This window comes from Listeria innocua (assembly GCF_028596125.1).
In the GTDB taxonomy this organism is placed as follows: domain Bacteria; phylum Bacillota; class Bacilli; order Lactobacillales; family Listeriaceae; genus Listeria; species Listeria innocua.
In genome coordinates this window covers 1874907-1899795 of the sequence record NZ_CP117229.1, presented here as the reverse complement: position 1 = coordinate 1899795, position 24889 = coordinate 1874907, and the positions used below count along the sequence as shown (strand labels likewise).

General features: G+C 38.0%; 24 protein-coding genes. 15 read left to right on the top strand and 9 right to left on the bottom strand.

Annotation, left to right across the window (positions count from 1 at the left end; translation table 11 throughout):
* The 6 genes from PQQ29_RS10000 (at position 1) to PQQ29_RS09975 (ending at position 5818) form a co-directional block, all read left to right on the top strand.
* Positions 1–1104 carry a prephenate dehydrogenase gene (locus tag PQQ29_RS10000; RefSeq protein ID WP_185543438.1) on the top strand — a complete coding sequence of 368 codons (1104 nt, stop codon included), beginning with the start codon at positions 1–3 and terminating at the stop codon, positions 1102–1104.
* Positions 1105–1117: 13 nt separating this feature from the next.
* Positions 1118–2404, top strand: a complete 1287-nt coding sequence (aroA, locus tag PQQ29_RS09995) for a 3-phosphoshikimate 1-carboxyvinyltransferase (protein WP_187983935.1) — start codon at positions 1118–1120, stop codon at positions 2402–2404.
* Positions 2405–2534: 130 nt separating this feature from the next.
* Positions 2535–3788 (top strand): tetratricopeptide repeat protein, encoded by a 1254-nt coding sequence (locus PQQ29_RS09990; RefSeq protein ID WP_187983936.1) that lies wholly within the window; start codon positions 2535–2537, stop codon positions 3786–3788.
* Between the two features lie 31 nt (positions 3789–3819).
* Positions 3820–4365, top strand: a complete 546-nt coding sequence (reoY, locus tag PQQ29_RS09985) for a proteolytic degradation factor ReoY (protein WP_003769437.1) — start codon at positions 3820–3822, stop codon at positions 4363–4365.
* 87 nt (positions 4366–4452) lie between these two features.
* Positions 4453–5049 (top strand): DUF1405 domain-containing protein, encoded by a 597-nt coding sequence (locus PQQ29_RS09980; protein WP_003763109.1) that lies wholly within the window; start codon positions 4453–4455, stop codon positions 5047–5049.
* 85 nt (positions 5050–5134) lie between these two features.
* Positions 5135–5818 carry a zinc metallopeptidase gene (locus PQQ29_RS09975; RefSeq protein ID WP_003769434.1) on the top strand — a complete coding sequence of 228 codons (684 nt, stop codon included), beginning with the start codon at positions 5135–5137 and terminating at the stop codon, positions 5816–5818.
* A 36-nt stretch (positions 5819–5854) separates the two neighbouring features.
* Here PQQ29_RS09975 and PQQ29_RS09970 read toward each other — a convergent pair whose 3' ends face one another.
* A complete protein-coding gene (locus tag PQQ29_RS09970; protein ID WP_112120406.1) occupies positions 5855–6424 on the bottom strand; it encodes an SMI1/KNR4 family protein in 570 nt (189 codons plus the stop codon).
* Positions 6425–6584: 160 nt separating this feature from the next.
* Between PQQ29_RS09970 and PQQ29_RS09965 the strand changes: the two genes are divergently transcribed.
* A complete protein-coding gene (locus tag PQQ29_RS09965; RefSeq protein WP_003769431.1) occupies positions 6585–7850 on the top strand; it encodes a BaiN/RdsA family NAD(P)/FAD-dependent oxidoreductase in 1266 nt (421 codons plus the stop codon).
* A gap of 45 nt (positions 7851–7895) precedes the next feature.
* On the opposite strand, the gene pflB is transcribed toward PQQ29_RS09965, so the two are convergent.
* The 7 genes from pflB to PQQ29_RS09930 all read right to left on the bottom strand — a co-directional run bounded on the left by pflB (position 7896) and on the right by PQQ29_RS09930 (position 17136).
* Positions 7896–10175: a formate C-acetyltransferase gene (gene pflB / locus PQQ29_RS09960; protein WP_187983937.1), complete on the bottom strand. Its 2280-nt coding sequence runs from the start codon at positions 10173–10175 to the stop codon at positions 7896–7898.
* Positions 10176–10383: 208 nt separating this feature from the next.
* Entirely contained in the window at positions 10384–11391 is a 1008-nt protein-coding gene (locus PQQ29_RS09955) for a serine hydrolase domain-containing protein (protein WP_187983938.1), read from the bottom strand.
* Between the two features lie 2 nt (positions 11392–11393).
* Positions 11394–13037: an NAD-dependent malic enzyme gene (locus PQQ29_RS09950; protein ID WP_187983939.1), complete on the bottom strand. Its 1644-nt coding sequence runs from the start codon at positions 13035–13037 to the stop codon at positions 11394–11396.
* 108 nt (positions 13038–13145) lie between these two features.
* Entirely contained in the window at positions 13146–13829 is a 684-nt protein-coding gene (locus PQQ29_RS09945) for an EAL domain-containing protein (RefSeq protein ID WP_003763099.1), read from the bottom strand.
* A gap of 18 nt (positions 13830–13847) precedes the next feature.
* Positions 13848–14852 carry a glycosyl hydrolase family 8 gene (locus PQQ29_RS09940; RefSeq protein ID WP_003769424.1) on the bottom strand — a complete coding sequence of 335 codons (1005 nt, stop codon included), beginning with the start codon at positions 14850–14852 and terminating at the stop codon, positions 13848–13850.
* Positions 14849–15976 (bottom strand): GGDEF domain-containing protein, encoded by a 1128-nt coding sequence (locus PQQ29_RS09935; protein WP_187983940.1) that lies wholly within the window; start codon positions 15974–15976, stop codon positions 14849–14851. The genes PQQ29_RS09940 and PQQ29_RS09935 overlap by 4 nt, the downstream gene beginning before the upstream one ends.
* Positions 15977–15996: 20 nt before the next feature.
* Positions 15997–17136: a GGDEF domain-containing protein gene (locus PQQ29_RS09930; protein WP_010991712.1), complete on the bottom strand. Its 1140-nt coding sequence runs from the start codon at positions 17134–17136 to the stop codon at positions 15997–15999.
* Between the two features lie 320 nt (positions 17137–17456).
* On the opposite strand from PQQ29_RS09930, the gene PQQ29_RS09925 reads away from it, so the two are divergent.
* The gene (locus tag PQQ29_RS09925; RefSeq protein ID WP_187983941.1) at positions 17457–18563 is read left to right on the top strand and encodes an NAD(P)/FAD-dependent oxidoreductase; all 1107 of its coding nucleotides are present in this window, start codon (positions 17457–17459) and stop codon (positions 18561–18563) included.
* On the opposite strand, the gene PQQ29_RS09920 is transcribed toward PQQ29_RS09925, so the two are convergent.
* Positions 18553–19419 carry a YitT family protein gene (locus PQQ29_RS09920; RefSeq protein ID WP_003763093.1) on the bottom strand — a complete coding sequence of 289 codons (867 nt, stop codon included), beginning with the start codon at positions 19417–19419 and terminating at the stop codon, positions 18553–18555. The genes PQQ29_RS09925 and PQQ29_RS09920 overlap by 11 nt on opposite strands.
* Before the next feature lie 140 nt (positions 19420–19559).
* Between PQQ29_RS09920 and PQQ29_RS09915 the strand changes: the two genes are divergently transcribed.
* The 7 genes from PQQ29_RS09915 (at position 19560) to panB (ending at position 24887) form a co-directional block, all read left to right on the top strand.
* Positions 19560–19895 (top strand): nucleotide pyrophosphohydrolase, encoded by a 336-nt coding sequence (locus PQQ29_RS09915; RefSeq protein WP_010991710.1) that lies wholly within the window; start codon positions 19560–19562, stop codon positions 19893–19895.
* Positions 19892–20683 carry a 4-hydroxy-tetrahydrodipicolinate reductase gene (gene dapB / locus PQQ29_RS09910; RefSeq protein ID WP_010991709.1) on the top strand — a complete coding sequence of 264 codons (792 nt, stop codon included), beginning with the start codon at positions 19892–19894 and terminating at the stop codon, positions 20681–20683. The genes PQQ29_RS09915 and dapB overlap by 4 nt, the downstream gene beginning before the upstream one ends.
* 15 nt (positions 20684–20698) lie before the next feature.
* Positions 20699–21103: a methylglyoxal synthase gene (mgsA, locus tag PQQ29_RS09905; RefSeq protein ID WP_003769411.1), complete on the top strand. Its 405-nt coding sequence runs from the start codon at positions 20699–20701 to the stop codon at positions 21101–21103.
* Positions 21104–21117: 14 nt separating this feature from the next.
* Complete coding sequence (locus PQQ29_RS09900; protein ID WP_010991708.1) at positions 21118–22299, top strand: CCA tRNA nucleotidyltransferase; 1182 nt, start codon at positions 21118–21120, stop codon at positions 22297–22299.
* The gene (locus PQQ29_RS09895) at positions 22289–23266 is read left to right on the top strand and encodes a biotin--[acetyl-CoA-carboxylase] ligase (RefSeq protein WP_010991707.1); all 978 of its coding nucleotides are present in this window, start codon (positions 22289–22291) and stop codon (positions 23264–23266) included. The genes PQQ29_RS09900 and PQQ29_RS09895 overlap by 11 nt, the downstream gene beginning before the upstream one ends.
* 147 nt (positions 23267–23413) lie before the next feature.
* The gene (locus PQQ29_RS09890; RefSeq protein ID WP_010991706.1) at positions 23414–23887 is read left to right on the top strand and encodes a thioredoxin family protein; all 474 of its coding nucleotides are present in this window, start codon (positions 23414–23416) and stop codon (positions 23885–23887) included.
* 166 nt (positions 23888–24053) lie between these two features.
* The gene (panB, locus tag PQQ29_RS09885; RefSeq protein WP_003763081.1) at positions 24054–24887 is read left to right on the top strand and encodes a 3-methyl-2-oxobutanoate hydroxymethyltransferase; all 834 of its coding nucleotides are present in this window, start codon (positions 24054–24056) and stop codon (positions 24885–24887) included.
* The last annotated feature ends 2 nt before the right edge of the window (positions 24888–24889 follow it).

Sequence of the window (24889 nt, the reverse complement as noted above, 5' to 3'; positions counted from 1 at the left end):
ATGAAAGGGACGGTAGTTATTGTGGGGCTTGGGTTAATTGGCGGTTCTATTGCCCTTGCGATTAAAGCCAAACACCCAGAAGCACATATCATCGGAATTGACGTTTCCTATCATTCCTTAGAAGTTGGAAAGTCTCTAGGAGTCATTGATGAAATTGGCGAAAGTATTTTAATAGATGGACCAAAAGCAGATTTACTTATTTTTTGTTGTCCAGTAAAAGAAACAGAGCAGTTATTGACACGCTTGCCTGGGCTGCGTTTAAAGAAAAACGTGATTGTTACTGATACAGGAAGTACAAAAGGAACAATTATGGAAGCATCCACGGCGCTAAGAGAAAGTGGTATTACTTTTATCGGCGGTCATCCAATGGCTGGTTCGCATAAAAGTGGCGTCCGTGCTGCTAAAGAACTGTTGTTTGAAAATGCCTATTATTTGTTAACACCAACGAAAGATGTAGCAGAAGACAAAGTGGCTGAACTCAAAACGTGGCTGTCTGGTACGAATGCTAAATTCTTAGTGTTATCACCAAATGAGCATGATGAAATTACAGGTATGTTAAGCCACTTGCCACATATCGTAGCGGCAGCTTTAGTCAATCAGACGCAAAGTTTTACTGAGGAACATCCTGCTGCATTCCGATTAGCTGCGGGAGGCTTTCGTGATATAACACGAGTCGCTTCCTCGGATCCAAGAATGTGGACGGACATTTCTATTAGTAATCAAAAAACATTAACGAAGCAACTGACCATTTGGCGCGATAGTATGAATCAAGCGCTTAGAATGCTTGAGAGTGAAGATGCAAATTCGATTTATGCCTTTTTCGATGGTGCAAAAGAATTTCGAGATTCTCTGCCTGTCCATCAAGGTGGAGCAATTCCGTCTTTTTACGATTTGTTTGTTGATGTACCTGACTATCCAGGTGTTATCTCTGAGGTAACTAGATATTTAGGCGAAGAAGAAATTAGTTTAACGAACATCAAGATTTTGGAAACACGCGAAGATATTTTCGGGGTGTTACAAATTACTTTCCAAACAGATGAAGACAGGGACCGGGCGAAACGTTGCATTGAAACTAGAAGTAACTATACATGCCACTACGAATAGGAGAGAAATGACGATGAAATTAATTACAAATAAACAAGGACTGGTTGGCGAAATCACAGTCCCTGGCGATAAATCAATGTCTCATCGCAGCATTATGTTTGGGGCAATTGCAGAAGGAAAAACGGTCATTCGTCATTTCTTACGTGCAGATGATTGCCTAGGGACGATTAAGGCATTTAAAGCATTGGGCGTAAAAATTGAAGAAACCGATGAAGAAATTATTGTCCATGGTACTGGCTTTGATGGGTTAAAACAAGCAGAGGGTCCACTTGATATTGGTAACTCCGGGACAACCATTCGCTTAATGATGGGAATTTTAGCAGGACGAGATTTTGATACTGTTATTTTAGGCGATGAATCCATTGCCAAACGTCCGATGAATCGCGTTATGCTTCCACTGCAAGAAATGGGCGCAAAAATGCATGGTAAAGATGGTTCTGAGTTTGCGCCGATTTCTATTATCGGTAACCAATCATTAAAACGAATGGAATACCACATGCCAGTTGCGAGTGCACAAGTAAAAAGTGCGATTATTTTTGCAGCGTTACAAGCAGAAGGTGAAACGATTATCCATGAAAAAGAAAAAACGCGTGACCATACGGAACACATGATTCGTCAATTTGGCGGTGAAATTGAAATGGACGGTTTAACGATTCGTGTCAAAGGCGGCCAAAAATTCATTGGACAAGAAATGACTGTTCCAGGCGATGTTTCCTCCGCTGCTTTCTTTATCGTAGCAGGCTTAATCACGCCAGACAGTGAAATTGAACTAACACATGTTGGCTTAAATCCGACAAGAACAGGAATTTTTGACGTTGTAGAACAAATGGGTGGTAGTTTGGTTGTAAAAGATTCTAGCAGAAGTACCGGTAAATTAGCGGGTACAGTTGTTGTAAAATCTAGCGAGTTAAAAGGAACCGAAATTGGTGGCGATATTATTCCTCGTCTAATTGACGAAATTCCTGTTATCGCTCTTTTGGCAACACAAGCAGAAGGAACAACGATTATTAAAGATGCTGCAGAATTAAAAGTAAAAGAAACGAACCGAATTGACGCAGTTGCTAACGAATTAAACAAAATGGGCGCGGACATTACACCAACTGAAGACGGGTTAATTATTCGCGGTAAAACTCCACTTCATGCGGCAAACGTGACAAGTTACGGAGATCACCGAATCGGTATGATGCTTCAAATCGCGGCACTTCTTGTAGAAGATGGTGACGTTGAGTTAGACCGAGCAGAAGCAGTATCCGTTTCTTACCCAACATTTTTTGAAGACATTCGCTCCCTTTTAAAATAATAATGACTACCAGTGCTGTGTGCTAAATACATCGGCGCTGGTATTTTATTTAAGAGAGGCAATCACTTTTTCTTATGAGGGAAGTAATGGTATAATAGAAAAACGACTTATAATTAAAGAAGGTGCAGAAATGGAATTAGCTAATAAAATGTTACATGCGTTAGAGCATGAAGATATGGCGCTTGCGAAGAAATACTTTGATGAAGTAGTGCAAGCGGGGACTGATGAGGAACAATATTATTTAGCAGAAGAGTTGTTCGCACTTGGATTTTTAGATGAAACAGAAGATTTATACGAACTTCTGTTAGCAAAATATAAAGATGAGGGCGAATTACTTGTCCGTGCCGCCGAAGTAGCACTTGAAAAAGACGATATGGATGCTGCGCAAGATTATTTAGAAAAAGTAAACAAAGAAGATGAAGCCTACATTGAAAGTTTACTTGTGTTAGCTGATTTGTATCAAATGCAAGGCTTGTTTGAAGTTAGTGAACGAAAATTACTTGAAGCTAAACAGATGGCGCCAAATGAGCCGATTATTGATTTTGCTTTAGGGGAATATTATTTATCACAAGCCCGATTTGCTTCTGCTGTACAGTCTTATCAAACCGCTGTAGAAGCAGGGTTAACGATTATCTCAAATGGCGCCGTGTCTGTATATGAACGTATTGCCGAAGCTTTTGCAGCTAGCGGAGCATTTGAAGAAGCGCTACCCTACTATGAACGTGCCCTAGAAGACAAAGAATCGGTGGATACACTTTTTGGAATGGGATTAACGGCTTATCAGGCAAAAGATTACACGAAAGCAATTCACGCCTTGGAACATTTGCGCGAACATGATCCATCGTACACAACGTTATATTCCTATTTAGCAAAAAGCTACGAAGAAAATGGTGAACCAGAAAAAGCCATTGCAGTACTTAGGGATGGTTTAACGCAAGATGAATTCAACAAAGAAATGTTCCTAGAAGCAGGGAAACTCGCTGTTACGCTTCGTTTGCCGGAAGAAGCAGAAGAGTTTTATCGTCAAGCGATTGTGCTTGATGAAGAGTTCTCTGAAGCAATCATGCAACTGAACAAATTATTACTTGCGAAAGAAAACTACGAAGGTGTCATTGAATTAGTAGAAGGGCTCGGGGAAGAAGTTATTTCTGAACCACAAATTTTCTGGGACGTAAGTGTTGCATATCAGGAAACAGAACAATATAATAAAGCAAAAGCAAATTATGAACTCGCTTATCCACACTTTACAAATAATCCTACGTTCTTAAAGGAATATGGTTTATTTTTAAGAGAAGAAGGCGAACACGCGAAATCACAAGAAGTTTTGCGTAGCTATTTAGAACTTGAACCAGAAGATACTGAGATTTTATCTTTACTTGATTGATCAAAAGAATGAAGGAAGGGACTGAGGAAAGATGAAGGCATCCATTTCAATAGACGAGAAGAAAGATTTTATTCGCTGGTTTTTAAACAAACACCAGATGAAAACTAGAGAAGCAATGTGGGTTTTAAATTATATTGCTGGCCATGATCAAATTGTAAAATATGTTCATTTTGTTGATAATTTGGAAGGATGTGCGCGTGGGCTTTCGCTTAGTGCTCACGGGGTTGAATCCGAACCATTCCTATTTTTCAAAGGTAACATAATGACAACAGATCCAGAAAAAGCTTTTCATGATATTCGGCTAAACTGGGACGAGGAATTGTATGTCGAACTTCATTTTGAAGAGGCAATGACCTCACCTGAATATGCCCTTGTTCGTGAAGACAATCCTTTTGCGGCAGTGAAGCTTGCTGAAGAGGAAAAAGAAATGGCGGATGCGCTTATTTATCAATCTGTGCACCAATTTTCAAGAGAAAAATTATTACAACAAATCGATGAAGCGCTTGATACTCGTGATGAAGCGACATTCCATAAGCTCGTTCGTATTTTACAGCAAATGGATACAGAAAAAGAATAAGAAATAAATCCTAGTTAGTAATAAAATGGAGTGAAATAGTGCTTCATTTTATTGCTATGCTAGGATTTTTTAAGGAGTTGGAATCATTTGTTTTATAGTTTACTTGCAAATCGCTCTTTTTTACGATTGCTGTTTTTCGGTAATTTACTAGGGGCGATTTACGGATACATATGGTATTTACCACAATTACAAATTACAGAGCCGCGTTTTTGGCTATTTGTCCCAGATAGTCCAACCGCGATTCTATTCTTCACTCTAACTTTAGTAGCCTTTCTTGCCAAAAAGCACTGGCCGCTAATGGAGGCACTGGCTTTTGTCTGTTTAGTAAAATATGGTTTATGGGCAATTGGCATGAATATTTTTTATATGTTTGAGCAAAAGACGATTGTTTGGGCTGGTGTCGTTCTAATTTTAACGCATGGTTTTATGGCGCTAGAAGGGATTTTATATGCACCATTTTATCGTTTCCGTATAGGGCATTTTATGATAGCGGCTGTTTGGGTGTTTCATAATGATGTGATTGATTATTTATTTGGCCAAATGCCGATTTATATGGGATTAGAAAAATACTTACCTGAAATCGGTTATGCAACTTTTTGGCTAACGGTTATGGTTTTATGGCTTGTATATGATAAAACGATAAAAAAAGGTCACCGTTCATTAGAATTTCCTCATCATGAGTGAAAGATGTTGAGTCTTAGTACGGGTTCATCTATACTAAGAGATAAGGATATTTACCGAAAAATTGTAGTAGGAGGAAGATGATTAGATGTCGTTTAGTCAGTATATTATTTATTTTATTATCGTTGCAGCAATCCCTCTTTGGGCGCAGTATCGAGTTAAAACTACCTATGCCCAGTATTCCAAAGTTGGTGTGGCAAATGGTTTAACTGGTGCCGAGGTTGCACGTCATATTTTGGATACAAATGGATTAACCAACGTTCCTGTTCATGAAACAAAAGGGATGTTAAGTGACCACTATGATCCTAGAAAAAAAGCCGTGTTTCTTTCTGAAGCTAATTTCCGCGGTCGTTCTATCGCTGGGGCAGCAGTTGCAGCTCATGAAGTAGGACACGCGATTCAAGATCAACAGGACTATGCGTTTATGCGTTTTCGTTCCGCACTCGTTCCTGTAACGATGTTTAGTTCGAATATTTCTTGGGTGTTCCTCATTATCGGGATGCTCGCAAATGTAGCTAGTTTTATGTTATTAGGGATTATTTTGATGGCAGTAGGGGTGCTTTTCCAATTAATTACCCTGCCTGTTGAGTTTGACGCTAGTAAACGTGCGCTTGTTCAATTAGAAAGTGGCGGACTAGTATCATCATCGGAACTTCCACAAGCGAAAAAAGTCCTTAGTGCTGCGGCGATGACTTATGTTGCTGCGATGGCTGTTGCGGTACTTGAACTTCTAAGATTACTCCTCATTTTTACCAATATGAATCGAAATTAGAATGAAAAAACCTGAGATTTTTCTCAGGTTTTTTGTTTAAATATAGTAGTTATTAAACTGTATAATATGATTATCTATTGTATAATCATTCTTTTGTAGCTTTTTTAATATACTCCGTGAAAATTCTTCAAATGAATCTGCTACTATTTCTTGATAATCCATCCCAGAATGATAAGAAAAAATTTGTCCAAATTGTCCGTTCTTACCCGGATCTAAATCAAGAATTAGTTTTTGTTGGGCTTCAAAATCTGTAAAAGGAATCCATTTATTGCTCCATATAAGTGGTTTGATTTTGTTTTCAGCAACCCATTTAATTGGCTCTTCCTCAGCAAATAATACGTTCATAGTACTCCAAGCTTCTATTATATTAGCACTGGATAAGAAATAATTGAACCCAAGCAAAGGAGTAGATTGCTGGGTATTCCAGTTAGTTTGACCATTAAATGTTAAAAGATATTCTTTGAAAGCATCGGGAATAGGACAATTTAATGCTTGTTCTAAAAAGATAATATCGTTATTTTTAGCTGGTTGATTAATATAAAGTGGTCTATCATTGAGTGCTTTTTCCACTTCTTGTAAAATTTTTTCCCATACGACGCTGGACATAGATAGCCCCCTCTAATTATTTGGAGTACAATTCTTTAAACAAGTATTACAGCTTACTTTTTAAATGTCAAGAATGCTTTTTTGCATAAAAAATTTAAAGCTTGGCACTGAGCCGAATGCTTGCTATACTTATACTCGGATAAAGTAAAGGAGCGGGACAATGGATTATGATGTAATTGTCATTGGTGGCGGACCATCAGGACTTATGGCAGCAATCAGTGCAGCGGAGAAAAACAAACGAGTTTTATTAATTGAAAAAGGACCGAAGTTAGGGCGTAAATTAATTATGTCTGGTGGCGGACGTTGTAATGTAACGAACAGACGACCAGCAGAAGAAATCATTAAACATATTCCGGGTAACGGTCGCTTTTTATATAGTGCGTTTCATGCGTTTGACAATGAAGATATTATTCGTTTTTTTGAACGACTTGGTGTGGCACTAAAAGAAGAAGATCACGGCAGAATGTTTCCAGTATCAAACAGCGCGCGTTCTGTTGCTGAGGCGATGATTCAGCGGATGGAAAAGCTTGGCGTGAAAATCTACATGCAAACCGCTGTGAAGCAAGTGGATTACGAGGATGGCCATGTAAAAGGTGTGACGCTAAAAGACGGGCAAGAGATTTCAGCGAGCGCAGTAATTGTCGCAGTGGGTGGTAAATCTGTTCCTCGGACGGGCTCGACAGGAGATGGCTATGCTTGGGCGAAAAAAGCAGGACACACGATTACAGAGCTATATCCGACAGAAGTGCCGATTACGTCCAGTGAGCCTTTTATTAAGCAAAAAGTGTTACAAGGGACGTCACTTCGGGATGTATCTTTGTCTGTTTTAAATGCAAAAGGAAAGCCGATTATTACGCATCAAATGGATATGATTTTTACCCATTTTGGCGTATCTGGACCAGCAGCACTTAGATGTAGTATGTTTGTCCTTCGTGAACTAAAGAAAACGGGCGCGGGTACGGTGAAGATGCGTCTTGATTTGTTCCCGAATGTATCAGCTGTGGAACTTTCGAAAGAGGTTTATAAGCTGCTAGAAGAAAACCCGAAAAAAGCATTGAAAAATTCATTAAGTTCGCTTTTACAAGAAAAACTATTATTGTTTTTACTGGAAAAAGTAGAACTGGATGAGACGGCTGAATACAAACAAGTAAGCCCGAAAAAAATTGAGCAATTTATTCAGTTATTAAAAGATTTTACTTTTGAAGTGAATGGCACGCTTGATTTTGAGAAGGCGTTTGTAACAGGCGGCGGGGTTTCTGTGAAGGAAATCAAACCAAAAGAGATGCAGTCTAAATTGATGGAAGGGTTGTTTTTCTGCGGGGAAATACTTGATATTAATGGATACACGGGTGGTTATAATATTACGTGTGCATTAGTGACTGGACACACGGCTGGAGCTTATGCTGCGGAAGTGTCAAACATATAAAAAAAGTACCAAGTCTTGGAAAATCAGACTTGGTACTTTTTATTATTAACCGATTAATTTTTCGTGGAACATTCTTTGGCAAAGTTCCATTTTTTGTTCTTCGTTTAGATCTTTTGTATTTAAGCAGTAGCCGCTGATACGTAAGATTACTGGGATACCAGCTTTGATTTTTTCGATTACTTCGTCGTGGTTAAGAACGTTTAAGTTGATGTGTTGACCACCTTTTGTAAAGTAACCATCAAGAATACCAACAAGGTTATGGTGTTGTTCTTCGGTTGTTTTACCGAACATTTTTGGAGCTCCTTGGATAGTTAAGGAAATTCCGTCATTTGCATAGTGGAATGGTAATTTAGATAGACTAGCAAGGTTATCTAAGAAACCACCTTTTGCTTTATTAGAAGGGTTAGCTCCTGGGCTGAAGAATTCTGGTTCTTTGATGATTTTACCATTTTCATCGAATACAGGTCCTTTATGCACTGGGGAGTTACCACATTGTTTAGAATAAGCAACGTTTGAAGTGATTGTTAAAACAGAAACAGTTGCTTCACTATCTTTGTAAAGTTTATGGGAGTCTAATTTGTCTTTGAACATTTTTAGAACCATTACGGCAATGTCATCGGCACGGTCATCATTTTCACCGTAACGAGGGAAGTCGCCTTCTACTTCATAGTCATATACAAAGCCATCTTCATCGCGGATGGTTTTTACTTTGGCATATTTAATCGCACTTAAGCTATCTACTACATTCGCGAATCCACAAATACCGAATCCCATGTTGGCAGTTACTTTTGATGGTAGGAAGGCCATTTGCATGCTTTCGTAGTTGTATTTGTCTGTCATAAAGTGAATGATGTTCATTGCATCTACATAAGTGTCTGTTAACCAGTCCATTGATTTATCGAATTTATCTAGCACTTCGTCGTATTCAAGGTATTCTGTTGTAATTGGTTCTACAACGTCGAATACTTGGTTTTTATGAAGATCATCTTTACCACCGTTGATAGCGCCTAGAAGACATTTTAGTACGTTGACACGAGCTCCGAAATATTGCAGGTTATGAGTTTCACCTTTGTCTTTGTCTGCTTCTGGGTTAAGTGGGCTCACACAACAGCTGATACATTGCATATCGCCGTAGCCTTCTTCTTGCATTAATTTATCATTTTCATATTGAATGGAGGAATGTTTTACACTCATTTTCATACAATATTCTTTAAAGCTTTCTGGTAAACGAGCATCCCATAGGACAGTTAAGTTTGGTTCTGCTGAGTTTCCTAGGTTATCTAAGCAGTGTAAGAAACGATAATCTGTTTTTGTAACGCGGTGACGACCATCTGCCCCCATACCAGCCATAGAAGTTGTTACGAATGTTGGGTTGGAAGCGTAAAGCTCGTTGTAACCATCTGTTCTTGCAAAACGGACCATTCTTAATTTTAAAGTTAATTGTTCGATTAATTCTTGTGCATCGAATTCTGTGATAATTCCTTTTTCTAAATCACGTTGGATGTAAATATCAAGGAAAATCGGAATACGACCAAATGAGCTTGCAGCACCGTTTGCTTGTTTGATTGAAGCAAGGTAGCCCATGTAAGTCCATTGCACAGCTTCGGTTGCGTTTTCAGCGGGACGGTCGAGTTCTAAGCCATATTCGTTACCTAAAACGATTAAGTCTTTAAGTGCTTTGATTTGTAACCAGATTTCTTCACGTAGACGAATATTTTCATCAGAAGAAATCGCGATTTTTTTCAAATCTTGTTGTTTTTCAGCGATTAAACGATCCACTCCGTAAAGTGCTGGTTTTTGGTATAAGCCGATGATTCTTCCGCGAGAGTATGCATCGGGAAGACCACTAACGATATGCGAGTGACGCGCACGTTTAATATCATCCGTATATGCTCTAAAAATACCATCATTTGCAGTGGAACGGTTTTTTACATAAAAGTCATGTAATTCTTGGTCGATAGAATAGCCATTGTCTGTTAAACATTGTTCTGCAGTTCTAAGACCACCATTTGGCATAAATGCTAATTTGAAAGGTTTGTCTGTTTGTAAACCAACGATTACTTCATTTTCTTTGTCCACGTAACCAGCTTTGTGAGAGGCAACGTTTGATACGATTGCGTTATCCATATCAAGAACGCCACCTTTTGCGTCCATTTCTTCTACAAGTTTATTTATTTTTTCATTAAGTTTAGTTGTTCTTGGTGTGCTCTTTTCTAAAAAGCTTTCATCGCCATCATAAGGAGTGTAGTTGTCTTGAACAAATTGTCCTACACTAATGTTTTCTTGCCATGCGGTTCCTTTAAAACCATCCCATGCTTTTGTCATTATTATTTCCTCCTTCAATTGTGTTTCTTTTCACTTACAACCAGAAACTTGTTCTTAGAATCTTTCTTCATTGAACAGCATACTCCTTTGTGAAAACGAAAACAATATAAAAATGGAAAGAAAATAAATTTCTTTTATATAACTAAAAAAGGCTTTGAAAGGCTGTGTTAATACAGTTTTTTATAGAAAAAAAAGCCTAGCGTTAAGGCTAGACTTCTTTGTTTGCAGTCACTTCTTCTAAAAAAGTATCGACTATGCTATCTCTTTTTAAGACAAAATTAGGGTTGGCACGGCTTGGGTGAACGCGATTAGATAAAACGATGAGGCTTGCTTGATTTTGTAAATCGAGCACCATAAAAGTGCCAGTAAATCCTGTATGATATAAAACAGAGTCGCCGCGGAGATCCCAGCCAAGGCCGCGCGTCCGGTTTAGCCCAGGCGTATGATTAATTTGCATTATTTGTAGTGTTTTTTCAGTAAGAATAGGGGCGCCGTTTTGTAAAATTAGCGCATCTCGAAATTTTGAAAGATCAGCGAGTGTGCTAAAAAGTCCCGCGTGTCCAGTGCCTGATTTGGCGGTCCAGGCTTTGAAATCGTGCACATCACCTTGGATTAAACCGCGCGTTTGGTCTAGTTCAGTTGGAATGACTTGGCTTTTATCAGTTGGATGAAAACTAGTGTGTGACATTTTCAGCGGTTCTAAGATGTTTTTTTGAATTGATTGTTCATAATTTCCATCAAATTTACTAATCAAATAACCGAGCAAGAGAAAATTAGCATCAGCATAGGTGACCTGAGTTCCAGGTGAATTAACTTGAGGCGTTGCAAAAACATAGCTTCTAACATCTTCTCTAGCATCCATTTTGTAGTTAGGAATATTTTGTGCAAGGCCAGAGCTATGGGTGAGTAAATGTAAAATAGTAACATTCTCGTACTTAAAATCAGGAAGATAGGATTGTACTGGATCTTCTAACTGGAAATGTTTTTGTTCAATAAGTTGTAATACACGTGTTGTCGTAGCAATTACCTTGGTCAAAGAAGCAATATCATAAATGTTGTCTGTCGTTCTAGGGAGGATTTGTGCTTCAGGGAAAACGGACTTTAAACCCATTATTCTATTTTCTTCGAGGTTATTTGTTTTGATTTGATAGCTAATTCCTGGAGTGGACCCGTTTTGGACAAGTTGATCTAGTAATTGCTTCGTTTTATAAAACATACTTAAACTCCTTTGTAAGTTGGTTGCCACATCTCACGTTCGACAGCTTTTGTGACACTTGCTAACTCGACTTGGTGGATATTTTCTTTGATTGCTTGGTTCGCTACCGCAATAGCAACCGCGCGGGAAGTTTCTCTAAGTGTACGAACATGTGGTAAGAGGGCAGCTCCAAGTTCGTTTGTAGAAATTTGATCACTAACGGCACTTGATGCAGCGGCTAACATTCCGTCTGTAATAAATTTAGAACGTGTAACAAGTGCGCCAAGTCCAAGCCCAGGGTATAGAAGGGCGTTATTAGCTTGACCAATTTCATAGGTAATATTTTGATAAGTCACGGGTTTGGATGGACTTCCTGTTACGATTAGCGCTTTTCCATCTGTCCATTTAATCAAATCTGCGGCAGTTGCTTCAGCTAATTTGGTTGGATTAGACAGCGGCAAAATTGCTGGTCGTTCTGTATGCTCCGCCATTTTTTTAACGATGCTCTCTTTAAAGGCTCCAGTAACGCCAGAACAGCCAATTAGCATTGTTGGATGAATTGCTTCAACTAAGTGTTCTAATGTATCAGTAGGCACGCTAGCCCAGTCAGAAGCTTGATGCGCATATTTCTTTTGACCATCCGTTAAATCGGTCATATTATCAAGTACTAAACCACTACGGTCCATTAAGTAAAAATGTTTTTTTGCAATTTCAAAAGGAAGACCAGTTTCGCGCATCAATTGACCACTGAGTTGATCAGCAATACCGATGCCAGCAGTTCCAGCACCGAAAATAATAATCTTTTGTTTGTTTAAAGGAATATTTGAAACGTTAATTGTTGCAAGAGCAGCGGCAACAACCATCGCGCCAGTTCCTTGTATATCATCATTAAACGTACAAATTTTATCACGATAATTGTGGAGGATACGACTTGCATTTGCCCGGCCAAAATCTTCCCAGTGAAGAATAGCGCTTGGGAAAACATCACTCATGACTTCCACAAATTGTGCGATAAAAGTATCGTAATCGCTTTCTGACAGGCGCGGACGTTTATTCCCTAAGTAACGCGAGTCTTCAAGTAGTGTTTTGTTATTTGTTCCTGCATCAATTACAACTGGGAGAACACGGTCAGGAGAAAGGCCAGCCGCAACCGTATAAACTGCTAATTTTCCGACTGCTATTTTGACGCCGTTCACGCCCCAATCACCAATGCCGAGCACGCCTTCACCATCTGTAATCACGATCATATCAATATTTGGATTGTTTTGCGCATAATTTTCAACAGATGCTCTTAGTTTTTCGGGTGTAAAAGCATCAATAAATAAAGCTTCATCAGGCGCGGTATAGTCTGTATGATAATGTATTACCGCATCCCCAATCGTTGGCGTATAAATAATTGGCAAATATTCGCTCACGTTTTTGGTAACAACGTAATAATAAAGTGTGCGATTTTCGTTATATAAGTTTGTTAAAAGTTGGTGTTTATGTAGAGGGGATTCTAAGTTTTCTAGTTGGTTTTCGATGCGCAAAGCTTGTTGTTCGATTGTTTCGATAATTGGCGGCAGTAATCCTTCTAATTTATAGTTTAATCTTTCCTCACTTGTAAAAGCTGTTCCTTTATTTAATAGTGGGTTATTCATATAGTCAAAACCTGATTTTAAAGTCATTTCAAGCACTCCTTTTCATTCTATTCTATTTTACATGGGGGAAAGGAGAATAACAACTGATTCAAAAAAAGAAAACCTGAAACCAATCAGATTTTCTTTTTTTACATATTAATGAAAATAGTAACCTTGTGCATAGGGGATGCCAATTTCTTGAAGGAACTTTAACTGTTCTTTTGTTTCTACTCCTTCAACAATCAAGGATTTATGATGCTTTTTGACGTAATGATGAAGTTGCTCAAAGAAGTTTCTCTTGCCGTCACTTTCAAATAAATCTCGAAGTAATAAGCGATCAGTTTTTACAAAGTCAGAATGGTGCGCAAATACGCGATGCAAGTCGGCGTAACCTGAGCCAAAATCATCAATAGCAAATTTAGTCTCATGTTTTTTCTGGAATAAGCGTAGTTGTTTTTCTAAGTCGTTCATTCGTTCTTGCGGTAACTTGGATGTTTCCAAAAATTCAAAAACTATTTTCCCGTTATCAAGAAGGGTATCGTGTAGTTCTTCTTGATTTTCTAAAAATGTATCATAGGAAATATTGACAAATAATGGCGTGTTTTCACCTTTTTCAAAGCGTTTGACTGCATTATGAAGCGTGAGCAGTTCAAAAGCTTTTTGCTGACCTTCCTGTTCCGCTTCTTCAATAAAATCACTAATGGCGTTCCAGTGATTTGTTTTTAAGCGGGTGAGTGACTCATATCCGAAAACTTGTGTATTTGAAACAGCAACAATCGGTTCGTATATTGTATCAAAGAGGTTTTGATCAATAATCTCACTTACGGAGGGCTTTTTCATTTGTCCAACTTCTTTCCGTTATTTCTTAAGAGTTATTTCTTTATTTATATAATCGAAAAAATGGGTCGTTTCAGGATTTGACGTGTCCATTTTCTCTAACAACTCTTTGGTGATTTTACCATTTTTAGCTTGATTTGTCTTGTTAAAATACTGTGTCAAAAAGGCATAAACGGCAGTAGATTCGTTTTCAGAGTTCGGCTCTTTTGTTTCTCTATCATATCTGGCATAAATTTTTCCTTTTGAAGTCAGTTCTGTTTGTAAAAATTGGTCGAAATTTGGCTCAACTGTACCATTTTCGTCATAATAGGCGATAGCTATGAGCATTTGATCAATCATATTGACTTCGTTTGCGTCAGCATTTTGAAATTGTCCATTTTGAAACACTTCTGTAAAAAAAGGAGTGGCGCTGACGTTCTTGATAGGAGCATAGGCTTTTGCGCTATAGTTAATGTGGCGCATTGCTTGGATATTTAGATAACTTAAATGAAGTGTATCTGCTTTTTTCTTATGAACAAAATCATAGAAATCCACTGGAACCCCTTGAACGGCGCTATATTTTTTCGTGTTGGAGATAAGTGTATCGGCAAGGGTTTGATACGCTTGATGGTCCCATTTTTTACTCGCTTGATAAAGTGCTTCTGTAATCCGAAAATCATCTACAATAGCGTTGGTAGTTGTGCTATCAGTCGCTTCCCATTTAATAAAATTGTCTGTTGTTATAAAATGTTTTTGTAAAGTAGCCACTTGTTCTTGGAAAGTCTTGCTATCATTCACTTCTACTAAATACTCCATATAAAGTCCGATGCTCTCGGCTAAATAATGCGGTTCTTGGGCATTTTTGTAATCAATAATTAAACCGTTTTTGGTCATATAATTTTCTTTTACATAAGTTTGAACCGAGCTTGAAGTGGGTTTTGTCTCTTTAGGTGCGCTTAGAGTATCTTTTTGTTCTGGGCGAAGGAAAAAGTATATACCTGTGCCAATTAAGAGCAGTAAAAAAGTGATAATAATTGTTCGCTTCATTCGCTTTCCTCCTGATGAATGGCAATTTGGTTACGCCCATTTTGCTTTGCTTGATAAAGTGCTTGGTCAGCAGCCTCAAAAAGTGATTCGGTCGTTCTATAGTTGTACCCCATAGAAGCAACCCCGATGGAGACCGTTACATTACCACTAACTGGATTGTACGGAAACTTAGCTCGTTCAATTTCATCCCGTAAAAAATCAGCAATTAAGGCAGCTTGTTCTGTTCCAACATTTTGCAGTAAAACAGCGAATTCTTCTCCGCCAATTCGAGCAAACATCGTTCTTGGTGGAAAGGTTCGATTTTTGAGAATGCTACTAAACTGCGCTAAAACAGTATTTCCTGCTTGATGTCCATGAAAATCATTAATTTCTTTAAAATGATCAATATCAATAATAAATAAGGATAACGCTTTTTTTCTTTTTTGAGATTTATTAAAAATCCAAGCAAACTGTTGCATGAAAAATCGCATGTTAGGTAAGTTGGTTAGACTATCGGTCATCGCGGTTTCGGTCAAGTTTTGGATAACTAAATTACTTTTATCAATATAATTGCACGCATAAAATACCAGCAAAGCAGTGACGAAAAATAGCAGGAAGTATTCAACAATTTCAACGCCCCGCAAAATTCGTCCTTCATCAAAATTATTCACAAAATAATAGAGGATTGCTGGGAAGTTTAAAATAATTAATGCAATAAATTTTGAAAAGCGTTGTTTTTTCCAAAAAGTAATAAGTAAACAAGCCGCAAAAATAAGTGTCATTAAAATAACGTAGCGACTAGTAACGGGCGATGCTATATCAAAACTAATTCGTCCGAAAAGCATTACGACATAAGCAACAATAAGCGGAGTACGACCAGCAAATACACCTGTAACCATCAAGATTAAAATCCGCATATTCGTATAAATAACAGGATTATGTTCATATGCACCTTCATAGATAAAATAAATCCCTGCTAAACCATAATAAACACCAAGAAGAATAGAGAGAAAAAATCGCCTATTACCATTTTGGAACCAATTAGGACGATATTGTCTTATTTTTCGAAAAGACATACCTTGAATAAAAAGGATAGCAAGAAAGAGCGCTAAACTGTCTATGTATGAATTAACTAGCTCGAACAAATGGACTCATCTCCTTTTTATTAAATAACTGGATCTGTTGTTTCACGAATATGTACTTGATTTCGTCCATTTCGTTTTGCATTGTAAAGTGCTTGATCTGCTGCATGCATTAGTTCGTTAGCGTTTGGATAATTTTTACCATCATAATTTGCGATACCAGCGGAAATGGTAATAACCGAGCCAGTTGTTGCTATCGGAACATCAATTTTCTCGACTTTACGCCGGATTTTTTCTGCTAAGTGTTCTGTTTCGCTGACATTAATATTTGGCAAAATAATAGCAAATTCTTCCCCGCCAATGCGAGATATAACCGTATTTGGTGGAAAACTAATTTTTAAAAGCATTTGGCTAAAAGTAGATAAAACACCATTTCCAACTAAATGGCCATATGTATCATTTACCCGTTTAAAATAATCAATATCAATAATAATTAAACTTAAGTTCGATTTTTTTAAAGTAGCATAGTGAAAAGCAGCTTCGAATGTTTTTTCAAAGTGACGAAAGTTTGTTAGACCGGTAAGTGGATCAAGAATAGTCGATTGCTGCAATTCATAAATCAGCTTATTTGATGTATCAATATAATAAGCCGCTGAAATAATAATAAAGGTAATAAAAAAAGAAACCAAGAAATAGAGTGTCCAAACTGGCACATCATGTATTGTATATGTAAGATGTATTTTTTGATGTAAATAAATAAGCATTAGTGGAATGGCGCTAAGTTTGACGAGTACTACTTTTTGAACAGAGCTAAGACGTAATTTAGCTACTTCCATACAAACAAAGTGAAAACCAATAATTAAAAACACATAAATTAAATTGGCAAAGAGAGCATCACCAAGAAAGAGTTTTCCTGCCACAATGAGTACTAACGCGATAGTAGCTGGACCCGCTGATGAAAACAAGTGTAAAACAATTAAAATATCTAATAACATATCTGTATAAATCCCAGAATCCGTCCCAGGTAATCCACGGACAATAAAATAAACACCTAATAAGCCGTAGTAAATGCCCAGTGCATAATTAATAATTTCATTTGCAAATTTAATTTGGAACCAAGCAGGCTTTTTTTCTCTAATTGACCGCAGTGCCATTCCGTGAAAAAAAAGCGCTGATAAAAAAAGCGCCATGCTGTTCCATAATGAATCAAGAATATTTGGCATAAAAAAATCTCCCATATCTCAGCATAATGAATCAGCTGAAAAGTTAATATAGGCAGAATAAAAAAATAAATGAATTTTTAGCTGAGACGCAGTACAAAGAACCAACCAATCGGCGAAAGCGATCTCTAAGAGGATATGTGGTAATGACGACGAGATAAGCCAAAATCTGCCTTTTTGTAATTAAAGCTGGATTTCAGTACAATGGATAGAATGAAGTAGAGGATTTTTAGTAGACTGTAAACTTAACTATTTTCACATATTATTACAAAGAGTTATAAAAAAGTCAACTTGTGTCACAATTGATATAGAGGGGTGTAACAATGCAAAAAATAGTGATAATCGGTGGCGGAATTGTTGGAGCCAGTGCAGCATATTTACTATCAAAAGAAAATGTTCAAGTAAGGCTAATTGATTCAAATGAACCTGGGCAAGCAACGAGAGCAGCTGCCGGAATTATTTGTCCATGGCTTTCCAAAAGACGGAATAAATATTGGTACGAACTAGCAAAGAACAGTGCGGCGTTTTATAAAGAAATTGCAGAAAGCCTTAGTGAAGAAACTGGAAGAGATTCTGGTTATAAACAAGTTGGCGTGCTCGCACTTCGGCAAACAGAGGAAAAAGCAACGGAACTTTTTAAGCTGGCAATGGAAAGACGAGCAGGAGCACCAGTAATGGGTGATATTGAAAAATTGTCAGAAGCCGAAACAAAGCAAAAATTCCCTTTAGTGAAACCGGGATTTAGTTCTGTTTATGTAAGCGGGGCGGCGCGGGTTAATGGCGGTTTGTTTTGTGAAACTTTACGCTATGCAGCCAAAGAAAATGGTGTGGAAATCAAAACTGGTTTGGCTCATTTTTCACCAAAAGGGGAGGTTTTGGTTGATGGGGAAAAAGAAAGTTACGATAAACTAATTATTTCAGCAGGTGCTTGGCTACCTAATTTATTACAGGAGGCGGGCTTTCATACGGATGTTTTAGCACAGAAAGGTCAATTGCTTGAACTTGATTTTAGTGAATACGAAACAGCAGAATGGCCAGTGATTTTACCTCCAAGTGCAAAATCGATTGTTCCGTTTGATAATGGAAAAATAATTGTCGGGGCAACACATGAAAAAGCTGCTGGCTTCAATATAGAGCCAACAGCGGAAGGTAAGGCAGAAATATTAGCAGAAGTCAGTAAGTTTATGGAGGGTGAGTTGGAACATAAAATAGCTAATGTGGCGGTTGGAACACGACCTTATACGCCGGATTTTGCGCCACTAATTGGACAGCTACCTGGTTTTGACTCGATCTTTTTAGCGAATGGGCTGGGTGCTTCTGGCTTAACAACTGGACCATATGTCGGTAAACTGCTAGCCGATTTGGCACTATTAAACACAACCGATTTAGCTTTAGAAAATTATGATCCAAGAAAATACATTAGTAAATAGGATTTTTGTTTTCGTCGAGTGTGAAACCTTCGCCCATCACATCATGAACAACGCTCACTGAAACAAAAGCATGAGGGTCAATCGCTTGGACAATATTCTTTAATTGCACAATTTCATTTTTAGCAACGACAATATAAAGCACATCTTGTTCATTTTTAGAAAAGCCACCACGACCTTCAAGTACTGTTACACCACGATTCATCGAGAGCATTACATGGGAAGCGATGGCATCATTATCTTTAGAAATAATCAAGGCGCCGCGTGCAGCATAAGCACCTTCTTGAACAAAATCAATGACGCGTGAACCGATGAAAACAGCGACAAGTGTATACATTACTTGGCGAACATCCAAATAAGATAAAGAAGCAGCAAGCACTATCGCATCAATTGCGAAGAGCGTACGCCCCATACTAATTCCTTTTGTATGATTCAGTAATTTGGCGATAATATCACTACCGCCAGTTGTACCACCATATCGAAACACAAGCCCAAGCCCAATTCCGCTAAAACCTCCAGCAAAAAGGGCTACTAAAAGTAAGTCACTATGTAAATCTAATGTATAAGGGATACGCTGGAAAATCCATAAAAATAAGGAAAGGCTAACAGTACCAATTCCAGTATAAATGAGGGAACGACTACCTAATACACGCCAACCTATAATAAATAAAGGAATGTTCAAGACTAAGTTGGAGTAGGCGGGGTCAATTTGAAAGAAATGAAGCAGGAATAATGTAACCCCTGCAAGGCCACCCTCACCGAGATTATTTGCGATATTAAAATTAACTAATCCAAATGCATAGATTGCCGTACCAAGCATAATAAAGCAAATATTTTTCGTGCGCAGTGTTTTTAACATAGCTTTTTTCCTCCTTGGAACCTATTTAATAAGTAAGTAAAAAATCATGGACTTGTATGTATTTGTTTAGGTATAATGAAATGAAGTTAACAATTAGACTTAAAACCAATTTTAGTTTAACACAAAAAGGGGGAAAACCTATGGCGAAAACCATGGCAGAAATACAAAAAGAAGTGGATGATTTCATTGGTGGATTCGAGGAAGGATACTTTTCCCCACTAGCAATGATGGCACGAATTACTGAAGAAACCGGCGAACTAGCTAGAGAAATTAATCATTATTATGGTGAAAAACCGAAGAAAACAAGTGAACCTACTAAAACCGTAGCAGAGGAACTTGGCGATTGCCTTTTTGTTCTTACTTGCATGGCAAACTCACTTGATATTGATATGGAAAAAGCACACGATACGGTCATGGCGAAATTTAAAGAACGCGATAAAGACCGCTGGACAAAAAAGGAGGACAAATCAAAATGAAAGTAGCAGTATCTGGATTTAAAGGAAGAATGGGACACGAGGTTGTTAAAACTATTTTAAGAGAAGAAGACTTGGAATTAGTTGCTGTGCTTGACCATGAACCAAAAGAAAAAAACATCCGCGAAATTGTGGAGTTTAGCTCGTTAGATGTACCAGTGTATGGCGATTTAAGCGAAATGTTAGAAGAAATAAAACCGGATTGCGTCGTTGATTTTACGATCCCTAAAGTAGGGTATAGTAACACGAAAACGATTTTAGAACACAGCGTACGTGCGGTCGTTGGGACTACAGGTTTTACACCAGAACAAATTAGTGAACTAAAATCAATTGCAGAATCGAAAAAAATCGGTGCGTTAATTGCGCCAAACTTTGCTGTAGGAGCTGTTTTAATGATGCAATTTGCACAAAAAGCGGCTAAATATTTCCCGAACGTCGAAATTATTGAGTTACACCATGATAATAAACTAGACGCGCCAAGTGGTACTGCTGTTAAAACTGCGGAAATGATGGCAGAAACACGTGAATTCGTTAAACAAGGTGCAGCAGATGAAGTCGAACTTATTGAAGGTGCTAGAGGCGGAGAATATGAAGGAATGCGTATCCATAGCGTTCGTTTACCAGGCCTTGTTGCACATCAAGAAGTTATTTTTGGAGCGGAAGGACAAGGCTTAACGATTCGCCATGACTCATATGACCGAATTTCCTTTATGTCTGGTGTTGCTCTTTCTGTTCGTAAAACAAAAGAACTTGAAACACTTATTTATGGCTTAGAAAATATTTTAGACTAAGGATAGGTGAATGAGATGCATATCGCATTAATCGCGCACGATGAAAAGAAGGATTTGATGGTTGGATTTGCAACCGCATATAAACATTTGCTCGAACCGCATCAGTTGTACGCAACAGGCACGACTGGTTTGCGGATTATTGAAGCAACTGGCTTAACGGTGCATCGTTTTAAATCTGGTCCGCTTGGTGGCGATCAACAAATTGGTGCGCGCATTTCTGAAAATAAAATGGACTTAGTTATTTTCTTGCGTGACCCGCTGACCGCTCAGCCACATGAACCAGATGTAAGCGCGCTGATACGATTATGCGATGTATACGAAATTCCTTTAGCAACTAATATTGGAACAGCAGAAATTTTAATTCGCGGTTTAGGAGCTGGCTTTCTAGATTGGCGAGATTTAAGAAGAAACGATGAATAAAGGAGCGATGACAGATGAATGACGTTTTTCTAAAAGCGCTTCCTGTTTTGCAAAAATTGACTACTGCGGGATTTGAAGCGTATTTTGTTGGCGGATCTGTCAGAGATTACTTACTAAATAGACCTATTTCCGATGTAGATATTGCAACTAGTGCTTTCCCAGAAGAAGTAAAGGAGATTTTCCAGTCCACTTATGACACTGGGATTGCGCACGGAACAGTAACAGTTAGAGAAAACAAAGAGTGCTATGAAGTGACCACTTTTCGAACAGAAGGCACTTATGAAGATTTTCGACGTCCTAGTGAAGTGACGTTTATTCGTTCGCTGGAAGAAGACTTACTGCGTCGTGACTTTACCATGAATGCTATTGCGATGGACGAAAATTTTAAATTACACGATCCATTTTCCGGACAATTAGCAATTCAAAATAAAGAAATTAAAGCAGTTGGTAAAGCGTCTGAACGTTTCCATGAAGACGCGCTTAGAATGATGCGAGCAGTGCGCTTTCTAAGCCAACTTGATTTTCAGTTAGATAAAGAAACCGAAACCGCTCTGACAAATCAAATTGCCTTATTACAGCATACTTCTGTTGAAAGAATCACTGTCGAATGGATAAAAATGATCAAAGGCCAAGCTGTAAAACGCGCAATAGATTTACTTTTAAAAGTAGAAATGGAAACCTATTTGCCAGGTTTTAAAGGTGAAAAATCAGCCTTAATGGAATTTGCTAGTTGGAACTGGGAAAAACGGACGACTGAAACCGCGATTTGGCTTGGACTTGTAATTGCCGTTAAACCGAGTAATATTACCGCATTTTTAAAAGCGTGGAAATTACCGAACAAAACCATTCAACTTGTGAATAAAGCTTACGAAGCTGCCCTTAATATGAAAGAAACTTGGCTAACAGAAGAACTATATCATGCTCAGGAAGCAGTTTTTTTGTTAGTAAATGAAATAAATAATATTCGTGGTCAAAGTGACAAGGAAGATGAACTGAAAAAAGCATACGAATTACTTCCAATTCACTCCAAAAAAGATTTAGCGATTACAGGTGCTGATTTACTCAAATGGACAGGGGAAAACGCTGGTCCTTGGGTAAAAGAGACGCTTGATAAAGTTGAATGCCAAGTATTACTGGGCAAAATTAACAATGAAAAAAATCAGATTAAAAGGTGGCTAGGCTATCATGAAGAATAATCGGGAAAAATTGCTTGCATTATTTACAGAAAGTGATGGCGCTTATTTATCCGGTCAAGAAATTGCGGATAGTCTAGGTTGCTCGCGTACAGCCGTTTGGAAACAAATGGAAGCACTACGTAAAGAAGGTTTTGAAATCGAAGCAGTCAGAAATCGCGGGTATCGTTTATCAGCAACAGCTGAACAGTATACGAAAGACGCGCTACTACTCGGTTTAGAAACAAAATTTATCGGGCAACATTTAGAAATATATGAATCAGTGAACTCCACGCAAATCATAGCGCACCAACAAATGAATTCAAGCCCAGAAGGAACCGTTATTGTAGCAGATGAACAAACCGCTGGGAAAGGGCGCTTGCTTCGTCCCTGGAATTCTAAAAAAGGGGAAGGCATTTGGATGAGCGTGATCTTAAAACCGCAAATTCCAATTCAAAAAGTACCCCAGTTCACTTTTATCGCCTCGCTCGCTATTACAGAAGCAATTGAAAATATCACGAAACTCGAACCGAAAATCAAATGGCCAAACGATATTTATATTGGTAAACGAAAAATCTGTGGCGTACTAACAGAAATGCAAGCCGAAGCAGAAACAATTCATGCGGTTATTATTGGCATGGGTATTAATGTGAATCAGCAAGAGTTTCCAGAAGAAATCAAAGAGAAAGCCAGTTCACTTAAACTGGAACTAGGCGAAAGTGTATCGAGAAAAGCATTATTACAAGCAATACTAACTTCTTTAGAGAAGTATTATGAACTTTTCTTAGATAAAGGATTTGCACCGATAAAGTTATTATGGGAAACAAAAGCGATTCCTTTTGGTGAAAAATTAACAGCCAGCACGACAAAAGGAAAAATTCACGGACAAGTAAAAGGTATTTCTGATGAAGGCGTGCTCTTACTTCAAGATTCACTAGGCGAGATTCATTCGATTTACTCAGCAGATATTTTGCTGGATAATGAAAAATAATAAAATCGCTATCAAATGATTGTTTTGACCCTAATAAAATAGCCTAAAACATATCTTTTAACTCGAAAATACAGTGTGAAAATCACTTTTTCGAGTTTTTCTTTTTTGAGAAAAATCTAGTACAATAAGCACGAAGGAGTCGTTGTTATGAAAAAAATTATATTACTATTAGCACTGTTTACCGTAGTTCTCACTCTAGGGGCATGTGGTGATAATAAAAAAGAAACAGAAGAGAAAACAAAGCAAACCGAAAAAGAGAGTGCAACCTTTTTAAATACAATTTCCACGAAAGACTTTAAACAAAAAATGGCGGACAAAACAACTGGCTTTGTTTATGTTGGGCGTCCAACTTGCGAAGACTGCCAAGCGTTCCAACCTATTTTAAAGAAAGAACTTGAAAAAAGACAACCAGATCAAAAAATGGCTTATTACAATACTGACAAAGCATCTGAAAAAAGCCGAGATGATATGATTGCGCTTTTAAAAAAGATGGACATTGATTCCGTTCCGACAATGGTATATTTAAAGGACGGTAAAGTAGCATCTACTTATGCTGCAACAGATGAACCAGCGAAGTTAACTAATTGGATGAATAAAGTGAGCGGAGAGGTTTCAGAGTAAACCTCTCTTCAATTTACATACTTTAAGTAAGCATCTATTTATGGTATTATACATATGGTAGCAAAGAATGGATGATACCTTTACCGGATCATACTAACGCTACTTACAAAAATTTGTTTTTTGCCTTGATTAATTCATTTAACAGGGACGAAAAGGAGCTAAGAAAATGAAAAAACCAGTAGACTTTTTTGCTATGAAGGAAAACGGAGAAAAAATCACGATGATTACCGCTTACGATTATCCTTCTGCTAAGAATGTAGAACAAGCAGAAGCAGATATGATTTTAGTTGGTGATTCACTTGGAATGGTAGTATTAGGCTACGATTCAACTGTACCAGTAACAATGAATGATATGATTCATCATACGAAAGCTGTGAAACGAGGGGCGCCAAATACTTTTGTTGTAACGGATATGCCTTTTATGACTTATCACGGCTCAGTAGATGAAACTATTCAAAACGCACGTAAGATTATTCAAGAGAGCGGCGCACATGCTGTAAAACTAGAAGGCGCAGGAGAAGTTGTTAACAAAATTGCTCGTTTGACAGAAGCCGGTGCACCAGTTGTCGCTCATCTTGGCTTAACGCCACAAAGTGTTGGCTTAACGGGAAGCTATAAAGTTCGCGCTAAATCAGTTCAAGAAGCGCAAGAGTTGATTGACAATGCGTTAGCGGTTGAGGCAGCAGGAGCTATTGCTATTGTTCTTGAGGCAATTCCTCGTCAGCTAGCTGAAAAAGTAACTAAGGCACTTACTATTCCAACTATTGGTATTGGAGCTGGTTTAGAAACAGACGGTCAAGTACTTGTATACCACGATATAATCGGTTATGGTATCAATCGCCGAGCAAAATTTGTGAAAGCTTATGCGGATATTGACGAAACTATTGAACCAGCACTTAAAAACTATGTGAATGACGTAAAAGAACTAGCGTTTCCAGAAGTGAAACATAGCTTTACAATGGCCGAAGAAGACTTAAAAGGCCTTTATGGAAGGGAATAGCC

Coding starts and splice junctions, on each gene's coding strand:
- PQQ29_RS10000 (WP_185543438.1), top strand. CDS start 1: ATGAAAGGGACGGTAGTTATTGTGGGGCTTGGGTTAATTGGCGGTTCT.
- aroA (WP_187983935.1), top strand. CDS start 1,118: ATGAAATTAATTACAAATAAACAAGGACTGGTTGGCGAAATCACAGTC.
- PQQ29_RS09990 (WP_187983936.1), top strand. CDS start 2,535: ATGGAATTAGCTAATAAAATGTTACATGCGTTAGAGCATGAAGATATG.
- reoY (WP_003769437.1), top strand. CDS start 3,820: ATGAAGGCATCCATTTCAATAGACGAGAAGAAAGATTTTATTCGCTGG.
- PQQ29_RS09975 (WP_003769434.1), top strand. CDS start 5,135: ATGTCGTTTAGTCAGTATATTATTTATTTTATTATCGTTGCAGCAATC.
- PQQ29_RS09970 (WP_112120406.1), bottom strand. CDS start 6,424: ATGTCCAGCGTCGTATGGGAAAAAATTTTACAAGAAGTGGAAAAAGCA.
- PQQ29_RS09965 (WP_003769431.1), top strand. CDS start 6,585: ATGGATTATGATGTAATTGTCATTGGTGGCGGACCATCAGGACTTATG.
- pflB (WP_187983937.1), bottom strand. CDS start 10,175: ATGACAAAAGCATGGGATGGTTTTAAAGGAACCGCATGGCAAGAAAAC.
- PQQ29_RS09955 (WP_187983938.1), bottom strand. CDS start 11,391: ATGTTTTATAAAACGAAGCAATTACTAGATCAACTTGTCCAAAACGGG.
- PQQ29_RS09950 (WP_187983939.1), bottom strand. CDS start 13,037: ATGACTTTAAAATCAGGTTTTGACTATATGAATAACCCACTATTAAAT.
- PQQ29_RS09945 (WP_003763099.1), bottom strand. CDS start 13,829: ATGAAAAAGCCCTCCGTAAGTGAGATTATTGATCAAAACCTCTTTGAT.
- PQQ29_RS09940 (WP_003769424.1), bottom strand. CDS start 14,852: ATGAAGCGAACAATTATTATCACTTTTTTACTGCTCTTAATTGGCACA.
- PQQ29_RS09930 (WP_010991712.1), bottom strand. CDS start 17,136: ATGCCAAATATTCTTGATTCATTATGGAACAGCATGGCGCTTTTTTTA.
- PQQ29_RS09925 (WP_187983941.1), top strand. CDS start 17,457: ATGCAAAAAATAGTGATAATCGGTGGCGGAATTGTTGGAGCCAGTGCA.
- PQQ29_RS09920 (WP_003763093.1), bottom strand. CDS start 19,419: ATGTTAAAAACACTGCGCACGAAAAATATTTGCTTTATTATGCTTGGT.
- PQQ29_RS09915 (WP_010991710.1), top strand. CDS start 19,560: ATGGCGAAAACCATGGCAGAAATACAAAAAGAAGTGGATGATTTCATT.
- dapB (WP_010991709.1), top strand. CDS start 19,892: ATGAAAGTAGCAGTATCTGGATTTAAAGGAAGAATGGGACACGAGGTT.
- mgsA (WP_003769411.1), top strand. CDS start 20,699: ATGCATATCGCATTAATCGCGCACGATGAAAAGAAGGATTTGATGGTT.
- PQQ29_RS09900 (WP_010991708.1), top strand. CDS start 21,118: ATGAATGACGTTTTTCTAAAAGCGCTTCCTGTTTTGCAAAAATTGACT.
- PQQ29_RS09895 (WP_010991707.1), top strand. CDS start 22,289: ATGAAGAATAATCGGGAAAAATTGCTTGCATTATTTACAGAAAGTGAT.
- PQQ29_RS09890 (WP_010991706.1), top strand. CDS start 23,414: ATGAAAAAAATTATATTACTATTAGCACTGTTTACCGTAGTTCTCACT.
- panB (WP_003763081.1), top strand. CDS start 24,054: ATGAAAAAACCAGTAGACTTTTTTGCTATGAAGGAAAACGGAGAAAAA.